The organism is Nonomuraea sp. NPDC050786, from assembly GCF_040654115.1.
GTDB lineage: Bacteria > Actinomycetota > Actinomycetes > Streptosporangiales > Streptosporangiaceae > Nonomuraea.
In genome coordinates, this window is the sequence record NZ_JBFAHJ010000025.1 from 59619 (window position 1) to 73031 (window position 13413).

The following is a 13413-nucleotide window of genomic DNA, read 5'->3' on the forward strand; positions in this document are numbered from 1 at the left end:
GGTATGGATGTCCGACGTCATCGTGGTCGGTGCCGGAGTGGTGGGCGCCGCCTGCGCCTACTACGCCGCGCGCGCGGGCCTCGACGTGACCGTGGTCGATCGCGGCCCGGTCGCGGGCGGCACGACCGGCTCGGGTGAGGGCAACATCCTGGTGTCCGACAAGGAGCCGGGGCCCGAGCTGGAGCTCGCCGTGCTCTCGAACCGGCTGTGGCGCGAGTTGGCCGGTCACGGCGGCTTCGAGTTCGAGGCCAAGGGCGGGCTGGTCGTCGCCGAGACCGGCGAGGTCCAGCGGCAGCTCACCGGCCTCGCCGCCAAGCAGGAGGTGGAGCACACCCTCGTGCCCGCCGGCTCCCTGCGCGACTACGAGCCGCACCTCGCCGACGGCCTGGCGGGCGGGGTGTTCTACCCGCAGGACGCGCAGGTGCAGCCGATGCTGGCCGCCGCGCGGCTGCTCAGGCACGGCGCGGAGAGCTTCGGCCAGGGCACGCTCCGCCTCCGCCTCGGGGCCGCGGTGACCGGGTTCATCCGCGAAGGAGACCGGATCACGGGCGTGCGCACCTCGCAGGGCGACGTGCTCGGCGACGCGGTGATCAACGCGGCGGGCACGTGGGGCGGCGAGGTGGCCGCGATGGCGGGCGTCGACCTGCCGATCCTGCCCAGGCGCGGGTTCATCCTGGTCACGGAGCCGCTTCCGGAGCTGCTGATCAGGCACAAGGTCTACACCGCCGCCTACGTCACGAACGTGGCCAGCGACTCGGAGGGCCTGGAGACGTCGGCCGTCGTGGAGGCCACGCCCTCGGGGACCGTGCTCATCGGGGCCAGCAGGGAGCGGGTCGGCTTCGACCGGACCATGTCGGTGCCGGTGCTGGCCCGGCTGGCCGCGCAGGCGGTGGCACTGTTCCCCGCGCTGCGCGACGTGCGGGCCATCAGGTCGTACTGCGGGTTCCGGCCGTACTGCCCCGACCACCTGCCCGTCATCGGCGCCGATCCGCGGGTGCCGGGGCTGTACCACGCGTGCGGGCACGAGGGCGCGGGCATCGGGCTGGCCCCGGCGACCGGCCACCTGCTCGCCCAGGTGCTCACCGGCTCCGAGACCGACCTGGACCTGCGGCCCTTCCGGCCGGATCGCTTCTCGGAGGAGTCCCTTTGACGTTCCACATCACGATCGACGGGCGTCCTGTCCCCGTGACCCCCGGCCAGACGATCGGAGCCGCGCTGCACGCCGCCGGCGTGCGCTCGTGGCGCAGCACGCGCTTCGGCGGGCGGCCACGCGGGCTGTTCTGCGGGATCGGGGTCTGCTTCGACTGCCTCATCTCGGTCAACGGGCGGGCGCCCGAGCGGGCCTGCCTGGTGGAGGCCGCGCCCGGTGACGAGGTGACCACGTCATGACGTACGACCTGGTGGTGATCGGGGGCGGGCCCGCCGGAGTGGCGGGCGCGCTCACGGCGGCGCAGGCCGGCCTGCGGGTCGCGCTCGTGGACTCCGGCACACGGCTCGGCGGCCAGTACTTCCGCCACTCCGCCGACCCGCGGCCCGCGCCCGGTCTCGACCGGTTCCTGCGACTGGCGCGCGCCCTCGACTCCCGCGCCGACCTGCTGCTGCGGCACCAGGTCTGGAGCGTCACCCGCGAGCCGGACGGCGATCTGACCGTGCACTGCACGGCCCCTGACCGTACGGCGGTCCCGGTGGCGGCGCGGCGGGTGCTCATCGCGACCGGCGCGCACGACAGGCCGCTGCCGTTCCCCGGATGGGACCTGCCCGGCGTGCTCACGGCCGGCGGCGCGCAGGCGCTGCTCAAGGGCAACGACGTCGTCGCCGGGCGGCGGATCGTGGTCGCCGGCACCGGGCCGTTCCTGCTCCCCGTGGCCTCCGGGCTGGCCGGGGCCGGGGCTCGGGTGCTCGGGGTGTTCGAGGCCAACGGCGGCCTCGGGCTGGCCAGGCGTCCGCTCCTGGCCCTGGGCAAGGCCGGCGAGGCCGCCGGGTACGCGGCGGACCTCGTACGGCACCGGGTGCCGTACCGGACGCGCCGGGCGGTCGTGGCGGCGCACGGCGAGCGCGAGGTGGAGGCCGTCACCGTGGCCCGCCTCGACAAGGACTGGAACGTTCTCGCCACCCGCGTCGTCGAGTGCGACACGGTGGCCGTCGGCTACGGGTTCGTCCCGCAGATCGACCTGGGCGTGCAGCTCGGCTGCGAGACCAGGCACGACGTGGACGGCAGCCCGGTGCTGGCCGTGGACGCCGGCCAGCGCACGAGTGTCGCCCGGGTCTGGGCGGCCGGCGAGCCCACGGGCGTCGGCGGCTGGCGCCTGTCGGAACTGGAGGGCCGCATCGCGGGGCAGGCGATCGCCGCCGACTGGCGCGCCCGCACCGCGGCACCCGTCTCGCGCGCCGTACCCGCCTCGCGGGGTGGGTCCGCCTCGTCCACCGTGCCCTCCGCGCAGGAGGCTGCCCGAGAGGCGGCGCAGGCCCGCAGCGCTGCGGGCGAAGCCGCGTCCGGCGAAGCCGTGGCGGGAACGCCCGACCGAGCCGAGGTGGGTGCGGTCCCAACAGCCGTGACTGGTGAGACCGGTCATGGCGGCGCGGCGGGTGCCGGAGTCGTGGCCGGGGTGCTTCTGCGGCGGCGGCAGCGGTGGCGGGCCTTCGGCGAGGCGCTGCAGCGCGCGTACCCCGTCAAACCCGGCTGGCAGGGCTGGCTGCGTGACGACACGCTGGTCTGCCGGTGCGAGGAGGTGCCGCTGGCGCGGGTGCGTGAGGCGCAGCGCCTCGGCGCCACCGACGCGCGCTCGATCAAGCTGCTGGCCAGGCCCGGCATGGGCTGGTGCCAGGGCCGCATCTGCGGTTACGCCGTCTCCTGCCTGGCGGGCGAGCCGCCGCAGCCGCCCCGCCGCCCCATCGCCCAGCCCGTCACCCTCGGCGCCCTCGCCGACCTCTCAGACGATCCCACCGCTCAATGAACCCCCCTGACATGGAGGACTTCCCGATGGAGAACCGCAGCAAGGCCTGGCACGGCGTCATGGTCGCCACAGCGCTGCCCCTGCGCGACGACCTGTCCGTCGATTTCGACGCCTACGCCGAGCACTGCCGCTGGCTGGTGGAGAACGGCTGCGACGGCGTCGTGCCGAACGGATCGCTGGGCGAGTACCAGACGCTCAGCCCGGAGGAGCGCGCCCAGGTGATCGAGACCGCCGTGCAGGCCGTCGGCGGGCGCAACGTGATGGCCGGAGCGGGCGCGTACGGCGCCGCGGAGTCGCGCCGCTGGGCCGAGCAGGCCGGTGAGGCGGGCTGCGGCTCGGTGCTCCTGCTGCCGCCCAACTCCTACCGCGCCGACGAGCGGGCCGTCATCGAGCACTACCGCGAGGTCGCCAAGGCGGGCGTGCCGATCGTGGCCTACAACAACCCGTACGACACCAAGGTCGACCTGACCCCCGCGCTGCTGGCCAAGCTGCACGAGGAGGGGCTGATCGTGGCGGTCAAGGAGTTCAGCGGGGACGTGCGCAGGGCGTACGAGCTCGCCGAGCTGGCCCCCGAGCTGGACCTGCTGATCGGCTCCGACGACGTGCTGCTCGAACTCGCCATCGCCGGGGCGGTGGGCTGGGTCGCCGGCTACCCCAACGCGCTGCCCGCCTCCAACGTCGCGCTCTTCCGCGCGGCGGTCGCCGGGGACCTGGAGACCGCGCTGCCCCTTTACCGGACCCTGCACCCGCTGCTGCGCTGGGACTCCAAGACCGAGTTCGTCCAGGCCATCAAGCTCTCCATGGACATCGCGGGCCGCCACGGCGGGCCGTGCAGGCAGCCCAGGCAGCCGCTGACGGACGAGCAGGCCGCTATCGTGCGATCGGCGACCGAGAAGGCACTGGCAGAAGGGCTGCGATGAGGACAAAGCGCGTTTTCCACGCCGTCGACTCCCACACCGAGGGCATGCCGACCCGCGTCATCACCGGCGGGATCGGCGTGATCCCCGGCGCCAGCATGGCTGAGCGGCGCGTCTACTTCCGCGACAACCTCGACCACATCCGCACCCTGCTGATGACCGAGCCGCGCGGCCACTCCGCCATGAGCGGCGCCATCCTGCAGCCGCCCACCAGGCCGGACGCCGACTACGGCGTGCTGTTCATCGAGGTGTCCGGGCTGCTGCCGATGTGCGGGCACGGCACCATCGGCGTGGCCACCGTGCTCGTCGAGACCGGCATGGTGGAGGTCGTCGAGCCGGTCACCACCGTGCGCCTGGAGGTGCCCGCCGGCCTCGTCGAGGTGGACGTGGCCGTCGAGGACGGCCAGGCCATGTCGGTGACGCTGCGCAACGTGCCCTCCTACAGCGACCGGCTCGACGCCGTCGTGAAGGTGCCCGGGTTCGGGGAGATCCCGTACGACCTGGCGTACGGCGGCAACTTCTACGCCATCGTCAACCTCGACTCCTACGGCCTGCCCTTCGACCGCAAGGCCAAGAACGAGATCCTCGCCGCCGGCCTGGCCACCATGGAGGCCATCAACGCGGCCGACGAGCCCGTGCACCGCGAGGACGACCGCATCCGCGGCTGCCACCACGTCTACTTCGCCGCTCCCGGCTCCGACGCCCACCACTCACGGCACGCCATGGCCATCCACCCCGGCTGGTTCGACCGCTCGCCGTGCGGCACCGGCACCAGCGCCCGCATGGCGCAGCTGCACGCCCGTGGCGAGCTGCCGGTCGGCCGGGACTTCGTGAACGAGTCGTTCATCGGGACCCGGTTCATCGGCAGGGTCCTGGAGGAGACCACCGTGGGTGGCGCGCCGGCCATCCTGCCGTCCATCACCGGCCGGGCCTGGATCACCGGCACCGCCCAGTACTTCCTCGACCCGCGCGACCCGTTCCCCGCCGGATTCGAACTGTGATTACGACTGTCGACTATCACACGGGCGGCGAGCCGTTCAGGATCGTCACCGGCGGCGTGCCCGAGATCCCGGGGGCCGACGTGCTCTCCCGGCGGGCCGCCGCCATGGCGGAGTCCGAGTTCGACGACGTGCGGCGGCTGCTCTGCCACGAGCCGCGCGGGCACGCCGACATGTACGGCTGCTTCCTCGTCCCGCCGGACGACCCCGGAGCCCTGTTCGGGGCGCTGTTCTGGCACAAGGACGGCTTCTCCACCGCCTGCGGCCACGGCACCATCGCGCTGGGCGCCTACGCCGTGCAGGAGGGGCTGGTCGCGGCGGATCCCGAGGGGGAGACGGACGTGGTCGTCGACGTGCCGTCCGGGCGCGTCACGGCGCGGGTGCGCTGCTCCGGCGGGCGGGTGCGCGGCGTGACGTTCGTCAGCGTGCCCTCGTACGTGCTGGCACGTGACGTGGCGGCCGGCGGGACGAAGGTCGATGTCTCGTACGGCGGCGCCGTCTACGTGTCCGTGCCCGCCCGGGCGCTGGGCCTGTCCGTGGAGCCCCGGCACCTGACGGCGCTCATCGGCCACGCCCGCCGGATCAAGGCCGACCTGGTCGGCCACCCGGCCACCCGGCATCCCTCCGACGACCGGCTGTCCGGCGTCTACGGGGTGATCTTCTACGACGAGCTGCCGGACGTGGACGGCGTGGCTCATCAGCGGAATGTGACGGTGTTCGCCGACGGGGAGGTGGACCGCTCGCCGTGCGGCTCCGGCACGGCGGCCCGGCTGGCGCTGCTGCACGACGCGGGGCTGCGCGGGCCGCTGATCCACGACAGCATCGTCGGGAGCACCTTCCGCGCGCGGGTGGCCGAGGTCCTCGACCACGGGGTCGTGCCGGAGATCGAGGGCATGGCGTACCGGACGGGGCGGCACGCCTTCGAGCTCGATCCCGACGACCCACTGGGATCGGGGTTCACGCTGCGATGACCGCTCTGCCGTATCTCGACGCCGCCACGCTGGAGCGGCTGGTGCCCATGGGGCGGGCCGTGCGGATCCTGGAGGACGCCCTGCGGGCGGGACTCGACCCCGAGGCCACGCCGCAGCGGCCGATCGTGGACGTGCCCGCCGGGCAGCTCCTGCTCATGCCGGCCGCGGCCGGGCGGTACGCGGGGGTGAAGGCCGTCACCATCGCGCCGGGCAACCCCGATCGGGAGCTGCCCCGGATCCAGGGGACGTACCTGCTGTTCGACGGCGAAACCCTGGCCCCGCTCGCGGCCCTGGACGGGATCGCGCTCACCTCGCTCCGCACCCCCGCCGTCTCCGCCCTGGCCGTCAGTCATCTGGCTGCCGGGGAGGCCCGGCGGCTGGTGGTGTTCGGGAGCGGGCCGCAGGCGTGGGGGCACGTGCTGGCGCTGCGGGAGGTGCGGCCGGTGACGGACGTGACGGTGATCGGGCGCGACCCGGGCCGCGCGGAGGCGCTGGCCGCCCGCTGCCGCGCGATCGGCCTGACCGCGCGCGCCGGGTCCCAGGAGGCGGTGTCCGAAGCGGTGGCAGCCGCTGACATCGTCGTGTGCTGCACGACGGCCAGGGAGCCGCTGTTCCCGGGTAAGCTCGCCCGCGACGGCGTCACCGTCGTCGCGGTCGGCTCGCACGAGCCCGGCGCCCGCGAGCTCGACGGCGACCTCGTCGCCCGCGCCACCGTGGTCGTCGAGGCCAGGGCGGCCGCCCTCGAGGAGGCGGGGGATGTGCTCATCCCGATCCACGAGGGTACGATCACCGCTGGCCATCTTGCCGGGAACCTCGCCGACCTCGTGGCGGGCAGGGTCGTCGCCGGCACCGGGCCGCGCGTGTTCAAGAGCACGGGCATGGCGTGGGAGGACCTCGTGGTCGCGGCCGCCGCTTACGAGGCGTGGATCTCGTGAGAAAGCTGCGCGTACGGCCGCCACGGTCTCGGCCGGGGCGTGACAGTGGGACGACGGCCGGCTGGTGAGCAGGTCTCTTATGAGCAGGGAAGGGATGGGCGGATGGCTGCCGAGGAGCGGCTCGACCTGCCGATGGTGGGAGAGCGGCAGAGCCTGCGCGAACAGGTGTCGCAGGCGCTGCGTGCCGCGCTGATCACCGGTGAGATGCGGCCGGGGGTGGTCTACTCCGCGCCGGTGCTGGCCGCCCAGTTCGGCGTCTCGGCCACACCGGTCCGCGAGGCCATGCTCGACCTCGCCAAGGAGGGCCTGGTCGAGGCGGTGCGCAACAAGGGCTTCAGGGTGACCGAGCTGTCCGACCGCGACCTCGACGAGCTCACCGAGATCCGCCAGCTCATCGAGGTGCCCACCGTGGCCAGGCTGGCCGACAGCTCGCGGGCGGAGGAGTTCGAGCGGCTCAGGCCCATCGCCGAGGAGATCGTCTCGGCCGCCGAGGGCGGCGACCTGCTCGCGTACGTGGACGCCGACCTGCGCTTCCACGTCGAGCTGCTGACCCTGGCGGGCAACGGCCACCTGGTGGAGGTGGTGCGCGACCTGCGTAACAGGGCCAGGCTCTACGGCCTGTCCCAGCTCGCCGAGCGGGGCACGCTCGGCGACTCGGCCAGGGAGCACCTCCAGCTGCTCGACGCGCTCAAGAACGGCGACAGCGAGGCCGTCGGCCACATCATGGTCGAACACATCGGTCACGTACGCGGCATTTGGGCCGAACACTGAAACAGTGCCCTAAGTTCTGACATTTGGGGATCGCGAAGCGGTCGATCGCGGTAATCTCAAGGCGGGCCGGATGAGCGACGCCGAGGACGTCCGCCGGCGGCCCCGTCGTCCTGGTCCCCAGCGGACCGGCCACCACCGATTGCGGTGGATGGCGTATGCCTGGTCAAGCGGACACCCGCACTCCGCTGACCTTCCATGGGCTCGGCACACCCGCCCACCGAGAGCCGAGCCCCCCGCCGCGCGCCCGAGACCCCATCCCACGGGCGCGCGGCGGCACGCCACTCCCGCTAGAGCTTGCGCCGCCGGGTCGAGCCCAGGCTGGCGGCCACGATGCAGATGATCGCCGCCCACTGCTGCGCGTGCAGGACCTCGCTGAGCAGCAGCACCCCGATCAGCGCCGCCACCGCCGGCTCCAGGCTCATCAGGATGCCGAACACGTGCTTGGGCATCCGCCGCAGCGCGTGCAGCTCCAGCGAGTACGGGATCACCGACGACAGCAGCCCCACGCCCAGCCCGATCAGCAGCAGCTCCGGCTGCAGCAGCTCCGTCCCGCCGGTCGTGATGCCGACCGGAGCGACCACGAGAGCCGACACGATCATCGCGAACGACAGCCCGGTGGTGCCGGGGAAGTGCCGCCCGGCCGCCGCCGACAGCAGGATGTACCCGGCCCAGCAGGCCCCGGCCACCATCGCGAACCCGATGCCGAGCCAGCTCACCGACGCCGACTGCCCCCACGGCGCCAGGAGCGCCACGCCCGCGCCCGCCAGCCCGACCCACAGCAGGTCGATCCTGCGCCGCGAGGCCGCCACGGCCACGCCCAGGGGCCCCAGGAACTCGATGGCCACCGCGATCCCCATCGGCAGCCGCGCCAGCGCCTCGTAGAAGACCAGGTTCATGACGGCGAGCGTCAGCCCGAACCCGATCCCCACCGCCCAGTCGCGCCAGGACAGGCCCTTCAGCCGGGGCCGGACGAACGCCCCCATGATCAGCGCCCCGGCCCCGATCCGCAGGAAGACCACCGCGCTCGGCGGCAGGGCCGCGAACAGCTCCTTGGCGAACCCGGCGCCCAGCTGCACGGAGACGATCCCCAGCAGCACGAGCCCGGAGGGCGGGATCGAGTCGGCGGCACCGCGCAGCAGGCTTCCTGGTCTGGGGAGGCCGGAGCGGCGATCGAAGGGATCGTCGAGGGCGAAGGCGGTCACGGGACTCCAATGCAGTGGGATGACAGGTCAGAGCGTACTGAGGCAGCACGACATTCCCGACATAAGGTGTTACTACGGTCTGCTGGATCATTGGACGCATGAAAGCCTCCGGCTCGCCCGTGAGCCTCGCCCGGCCGCCGCTGGCCCTGTCCGTGGCCTCGTTCGTCAGCAGCTTCGACCGCTTCGCCGTGAGCCCCATGCTCGTGCTCATCGCGGTGGACCTGGACGTCCCGCTCTCCGCCGCCGTCGCGGCCGCCAGCGGCTACTACCTGGCCTACGGGTTGACGCAGCCGGTGTGGGGGCTGCTGTCGGACCGGTTCGGGCGGGTGCGGGTGATGCGCGGGGCGCTGTTCGGCGCGGCGGTGGCGGGGGTGGCCTCGGCGCTGATGCCGGTGCTCGGGGCGCTGGTGGTGGCCAGGGTGGTGACCGGCGCCTGCTTCGGCGCGGTGATCCCCACCGGGCTGACGTACGTGGGCGACACCGTCCAGCCCTCGGTACGGCAGCGCGCGCTGACCGACCTGATGGCCGCCGCGGCGCTCGGCACGGCCCTGGCCACCGGGCTGGGCGGGGTGCTCGCGGGCCTGGTGGACTGGCGGGTGGCCTTCACCGTGCCCGCCGCCTGCGCCCTGGCCTGCGCGCTCACGCTCGGCTCGCTGCCGGAGCCGCCCCGGTTCCGCCTCGACGGCCCGGCTACCGGCCAGGGGCTCGGGGCGGCCCGGTACCTGGGCGCGGTGCTCGGGCACGGCTGGGCGCTGCTGGTGTTCGGGCTGGCCTTCGTCGAAGGCGCGATCATGCTGGGCGCCATGCCGTTCCTGGCCACCGCGCTGGAGCACACCGGGTACGCCGCGGCCGTGGCCGGGCTCGCCATCACCGCGTACGGACTGGGCCTGTGGTCGTTCTCGAAGCTCGTCAAGCGGCTGGCGGGGCGCTGGCCCGCTCCCGCGCTGATGACGGTGGGCGGCGCGCAGCTCACCGCCGGGTTCGCGCTCGTCTCCGTGCACGTCAGCATGGCCACCGTGGCCGTCACGGCGCTGCTGCTCGGGGGCGGCTGGTCGTTCCTGCACTCCTCGCTGCAGACGTGGGCCACCTCGGTGGTGCCCGAGGCGAGGGGCACCACCATCGCGTTCTTCGCCTGCGCGCTCTTCGTCGGCAGCGCGGTCTCGTCGTGGGCGGCCGGGCCGCTGGCCGAGCAGGGCAGCTACGCCCTGCTGTTCGGCCTGGCGGCCGGCGCCGCGATCCCGCTGACCGCGGTGGCCGCGCTCACCAGGCGCCGCTACGGCCGTACGGAATAGCCGTTTCGCCGCCAAGGCAGAATGGCAGCTGGTACGTTGACCAGGTCAGGTACCGCCGGACGGGCGGGAACGGAGCCCTAAAGCTCGCAAGCCTGTGGAGACCAGGTAAGACCATCTCGGTGGCTCAGGTCGGTGAAGCAGGAAGCCGCAGAAGTGTTGGATCCGCAGCACAGGCTGAATCTTCGGCATCCCGCCGGAGAGCGCGTCAATCCCAGCGGAAGGTGCGGGAAACCAAGCCCAGGGACAGCACCGCCCACGCCGCAAGTACGGCAAGCGGGCCGATTGGCAGGGCGGCACCCTGGGCGAACACCGCGCGCAGGCCGCCGGTCAGGGCCGAGATGGGCAGCACCTCCAGGGCCTGCCGCATGCCGTGGGGAAACTTCGAGAGCGGGAAGATCACCCCGCCGGCGCCCAGCAGGACCAGGTAGACGAGGTTGGCCGCGGCCAGGGTGGCCTCCGCGCGCAGCGTGCCCGCCATGAGCAGCCCGAGCCCGCTGAAGGCCGCCGTCCCCAGCACGATCAGCAGCGCCGCGCTCAGGAACGACCCGTGCGGCCGCCACCCCAGCGCCAGCCCGACGGCCACGATGACCGCGGCCTGGATGACCTCGACGGCCACGACGGCGGTGGTCTTGGCGAGCATGAGCCCGGCCCTGGACAGCGGGGTCGCGCCCAGCCGCTTGAGCACGCCGTAGCGGCGCTCGAAGCCGGTCGCGATGGCCTGGCCGGTGAAGGCCGTGGACATGACGGCCAGCGCCAGCACGCCCGGCACCAGGAAGTCGACCCGTCGGCCGCCCCCGACGTCGACCAGCGGCGCCAGCGAGAAGCCGGCCAGCAGCAGCACCGGGATGACCATGGTGAGCAGCAGCTGCTCGCCGTTGCGCAGCATCGCCCGGATCTCCGCGCCCGCCTGGGCGAGGACCATGCGCGGGAACGGCGCGGCCCCCGGCGCGGGGGTGAAGTCGAGTGCGACCTGCCCGGTGCCTGTCATCGCAGCTCCCTCCCTGTCAGCTCCAGGAAGACGTCCTCCAAGGTGCGGCGCTCGATGCGCAGGTCGTCGGCGGTGACGCCCTCCGCCGCGCACCAGGCCGTCACCGTGGCCAGCAGCTCGGGGCCGACATGGCCCTCGATGATGTAGTGCCCGGCGGGCGACTCCTTGGCCGCGCTGCCCGCGGGGAGCGCGTTGAGCAGCTCCTCCAGCGCCAGCCCCGGCCGGGCGCGGAAGCGGAGCTGCCGCTCGGCCCCCGTCAGCGAGGCCGGGGTGCCCTCGGCCACCACCCGGCCCTTGTCGATGATCACCACGTGGTCCGCCAGGCGCTCGGCCTCGTCCATGTGGTGGGTGGTCAGCACGACCGACACGCCCGCCCCGCGCAGCTCGCCGACCAGCTCCCAGCAGGCGTGCCGGGCCTGCGGGTCGAGCCCGGCCGTCGGCTCGTCGAGGAAGACCAGCTCGGGGCGTCCGACGACGGCCGCGGCCAGCGACAGCCGCTGCTGCTGCCCGCCCGACATCCGCCGGTAGGGGGTGCGTACGTGATCGGCCAGCCCCAGCCGCGACAGCAGGGCCCCGGCGTCGAGCGGATGGGCGTAGAAGCGCGAGACCAGCCGCAGCCACTCGCCGCAGCGCATCGCCGGCGGCACACCGCCCGACTGGAGCATGATCCCCACCCGCGGCCGCAGCTCCGGCAGCGTGGGCGCGAGCCCGAGCACGCGGACCGTGCCCGCGTCGGCCCTGCGGAACCCCTCGCAGATCTCGACCGTGGACGTCTTGCCCGCGCCGTTGGGCCCGAGCACGGCGGTGACCGCGCCGCGCGCGGCGCGCAGCGTGAGGCCGTCCACGGCGGTGGTGCCGCCGTAACGTTTGACCAGGTCGATGATCTCGACGGCTGGGGATTCCATGGCCACGAGTTTAGGGACTGGGTCACGCGGTCCGGGCCGCAGGTGAGCCTCAGAAGTACGTCCTGGGAGGACCCTGGAAAGATATGGCCTGATTTGGAGCGCCCTTGACCCGGTCATCAGAAATATCTGATGACCGGGAATTCGGAGGACCGGAACCTGGTTTGATCCCTCGGCCCTCGTGGGCCGCCGGCCGCGAGGGAAAGGGATCACGCATGTCCGTGGCAGAAGTCACGACCGCCGTCGCCGTGGAGCAGAGGAGGGATCGCCGCACCCTGCTGCTGGTGATCCTGGGAGCTCTTTCGGCGATCGGCCCGCTCTCCATCGACATGTACCTGCCGGCGCTGCCCGCCATCACCTCCGAGATGCTCAGCTCGCCCGCGCAGGTCCAGCTCACCCTCACCGCCTGCCTCATCGGGGTTTCGGTCGGCCAGGTGATCGCCGGCCCGGTGAGCGACGTGCGCGGCAGGAGGGTGCCGCTGATCGTGGGCGTGGCCGGGTTCATGGTGGCCTCGCTGCTGTGCGCGTTCGCGCCCTCGGTGCCCATGCTGATCGCCTTCCGCCTGCTGCAGGGCATGCTGGGCGGCGCGGCGCTGGTCATCGTGCGGGCGGTCGTCCGCGACCTCTACGACGGCGCCGCCATCGCCCGCATCTTCGCCACGCTCATGCTGGTCAGCGGGCTGGCGCCGATCCTCGCGCCCATCGCGGGGGCGCAGCTGCTGGCCTTCACCTCGTGGCGCGGCGTGTTCGTGGCGCTCAGCGTCGCCGGGGTGGCGCTGCTGATGCTGGTGCTGTCGGGTGTGCGCGAGACGCTGCCCGCCGCCGAGCGCGAGAGCGGCGGGCTCAAGCACACCGTCGGCACGTTCTGGAAGCTTCTGCGCGACCGCGCCTTCATGGGCTCCGCGCTCACCGCGGGGCTGGCGTTCGCGGCGATGTTCGGCTACATCTCCGGCTCGCCGTTCGTGCTCCAGGAGGTGTACGGCGCCACGCCCGCCCAGTACTCGCTCATCTTCGGGCTCAACGCCTTCGGCCTGACCGCCATGGCCCAGCTCGGCGGCCGGCTGTCGGGACGGGTGCCGCCGGTTACCCTGGTGGTCACGGGGCTCGTCGTCGCGCTGGCCGGCGCCTCGCTGCTGCTGGCCGCCGCGCTCACCGGGCTCGGTCTGTGGGGCATCGTGGGCGGGCTGTTCGTCATCATGCTCGGCCAGGGCCTCGTCATGCCCGGCACCGGCGCGCTGGCGCTGGCGAGCCAGCCGGCGCAGGTCGCGGGCAGCGCGTCCGCCCTGCTCGGCGTGCTGCAGTTCGCGCTGGGCGCCTGCGCCGCCCCGCTGGTCGGCCTCGTGGGCGCCGGCAGCGCCGTGCCCATGGCCTGCGTGATGCTCGGGCTCATCTTCTGCTCGAGCCTGGCCTTCACCTTCCTGCGGAAGGGTTAGGTAAGCCTACCCTGCGTGAGAAATTCCATCCTCGAGCTGCTCGGATCCGT

General features: G+C 73.3%; 13 protein-coding genes. 10 read left to right on the forward strand and 3 right to left on the reverse strand.

The window, feature by feature from the left end; all coding sequences use genetic code 11:
• The first annotated feature begins 7 nt into the window (after positions 1-7).
• From AB0H84_RS36085 to AB0H84_RS36120, 8 genes are all read left to right on the forward strand, one after another.
• Entirely contained in the window at positions 8-1150 is a 1143-nt protein-coding gene (locus tag AB0H84_RS36085) for an FAD-binding oxidoreductase (RefSeq protein ID WP_357614611.1), read from the forward strand.
• On the forward strand, positions 1147-1389 hold the full coding sequence (locus AB0H84_RS36090) for a (2Fe-2S)-binding protein (protein ID WP_344995175.1): 243 nt from the start codon (positions 1147-1149) through the stop codon (positions 1387-1389). The genes AB0H84_RS36085 and AB0H84_RS36090 overlap by 4 nt, the downstream gene beginning before the upstream one ends.
• Positions 1386-2954 (forward strand): NAD(P)/FAD-dependent oxidoreductase, encoded by a 1569-nt coding sequence (locus AB0H84_RS36095; protein WP_357614614.1) that lies wholly within the window; start codon positions 1386-1388, stop codon positions 2952-2954. The genes AB0H84_RS36090 and AB0H84_RS36095 overlap by 4 nt, the downstream gene beginning before the upstream one ends.
• A complete protein-coding gene (locus AB0H84_RS36100) occupies positions 2951-3874 on the forward strand; it encodes a dihydrodipicolinate synthase family protein (protein WP_357614617.1) in 924 nt (307 codons plus the stop codon). The genes AB0H84_RS36095 and AB0H84_RS36100 overlap by 4 nt, the downstream gene beginning before the upstream one ends.
• The gene (locus AB0H84_RS36105; protein WP_357614620.1) at positions 3871-4872 is read left to right on the forward strand and encodes a proline racemase family protein; all 1002 of its coding nucleotides are present in this window, start codon (positions 3871-3873) and stop codon (positions 4870-4872) included. Before AB0H84_RS36100 ends, AB0H84_RS36105 begins: the two co-directional genes overlap by 4 nt.
• A complete protein-coding gene (locus tag AB0H84_RS36110) occupies positions 4869-5840 on the forward strand; it encodes a proline racemase family protein (RefSeq protein ID WP_357614623.1) in 972 nt (323 codons plus the stop codon). The genes AB0H84_RS36105 and AB0H84_RS36110 overlap by 4 nt, the downstream gene beginning before the upstream one ends.
• Positions 5837-6775 (forward strand): ornithine cyclodeaminase family protein, encoded by a 939-nt coding sequence (locus tag AB0H84_RS36115; RefSeq protein ID WP_357614626.1) that lies wholly within the window; start codon positions 5837-5839, stop codon positions 6773-6775. The genes AB0H84_RS36110 and AB0H84_RS36115 overlap by 4 nt, the downstream gene beginning before the upstream one ends.
• Before the next feature lie 102 nt (positions 6776-6877).
• Entirely contained in the window at positions 6878-7546 is a 669-nt protein-coding gene (locus tag AB0H84_RS36120) for a GntR family transcriptional regulator (RefSeq protein WP_357614629.1), read from the forward strand.
• Positions 7547-7833: 287 nt separating this feature from the next.
• Here AB0H84_RS36120 and AB0H84_RS36125 read toward each other — a convergent pair whose 3' ends face one another.
• A complete protein-coding gene (locus tag AB0H84_RS36125; RefSeq protein ID WP_357614632.1) occupies positions 7834-8748 on the reverse strand; it encodes an EamA family transporter in 915 nt (304 codons plus the stop codon).
• 98 nt (positions 8749-8846) lie between these two features.
• Between AB0H84_RS36125 and AB0H84_RS36130 the strand changes: the two genes are divergently transcribed.
• Positions 8847-10040, forward strand: coding sequence for an MFS transporter (locus AB0H84_RS36130; RefSeq protein ID WP_357614635.1), 1194 nt, complete (start codon positions 8847-8849; stop codon positions 10038-10040).
• Between the two features lie 205 nt (positions 10041-10245).
• Here the strand turns inward: AB0H84_RS36130 and AB0H84_RS36135 are convergent, their stop codons facing one another.
• Positions 10246-11028 carry an ABC transporter permease gene (locus tag AB0H84_RS36135; RefSeq protein ID WP_357614638.1) on the reverse strand — a complete coding sequence of 261 codons (783 nt, stop codon included), beginning with the start codon at positions 11026-11028 and terminating at the stop codon, positions 10246-10248.
• Entirely contained in the window at positions 11025-11933 is a 909-nt protein-coding gene (locus tag AB0H84_RS36140; protein WP_357614641.1) for an ABC transporter ATP-binding protein, read from the reverse strand. Before AB0H84_RS36140 ends, AB0H84_RS36135 begins: the two co-directional genes overlap by 4 nt.
• A 212-nt stretch (positions 11934-12145) precedes the next feature.
• Here AB0H84_RS36140 and AB0H84_RS36145 point away from each other — a divergent pair, with 212 nt between their 5' ends.
• Positions 12146-13363, forward strand: coding sequence for a multidrug effflux MFS transporter (locus tag AB0H84_RS36145; RefSeq protein WP_357614644.1), 1218 nt, complete (start codon positions 12146-12148; stop codon positions 13361-13363).
• Positions 13364-13413 lie beyond the last annotated feature (50 nt).

Coding starts and splice junctions, on each gene's coding strand:
- AB0H84_RS36120 (WP_357614629.1), top strand. CDS start 6,878: ATGGCTGCCGAGGAGCGGCTCGACCTGCCGATGGTGGGAGAGCGGCAG.
- AB0H84_RS36085 (WP_357614611.1), top strand. CDS start 8: ATGTCCGACGTCATCGTGGTCGGTGCCGGAGTGGTGGGCGCCGCCTGC.
- AB0H84_RS36095 (WP_357614614.1), top strand. CDS start 1,386: ATGACGTACGACCTGGTGGTGATCGGGGGCGGGCCCGCCGGAGTGGCG.
- AB0H84_RS36140 (WP_357614641.1), bottom strand. CDS start 11,933: ATGGAATCCCCAGCCGTCGAGATCATCGACCTGGTCAAACGTTACGGC.
- AB0H84_RS36105 (WP_357614620.1), top strand. CDS start 3,871: ATGAGGACAAAGCGCGTTTTCCACGCCGTCGACTCCCACACCGAGGGC.
- AB0H84_RS36130 (WP_357614635.1), top strand. CDS start 8,847: ATGAAAGCCTCCGGCTCGCCCGTGAGCCTCGCCCGGCCGCCGCTGGCC.
- AB0H84_RS36135 (WP_357614638.1), bottom strand. CDS start 11,028: ATGACAGGCACCGGGCAGGTCGCACTCGACTTCACCCCCGCGCCGGGG.
- AB0H84_RS36145 (WP_357614644.1), top strand. CDS start 12,146: ATGTCCGTGGCAGAAGTCACGACCGCCGTCGCCGTGGAGCAGAGGAGG.
- AB0H84_RS36115 (WP_357614626.1), top strand. CDS start 5,837: ATGACCGCTCTGCCGTATCTCGACGCCGCCACGCTGGAGCGGCTGGTG.
- AB0H84_RS36100 (WP_357614617.1), top strand. CDS start 2,951: ATGAACCCCCCTGACATGGAGGACTTCCCGATGGAGAACCGCAGCAAG.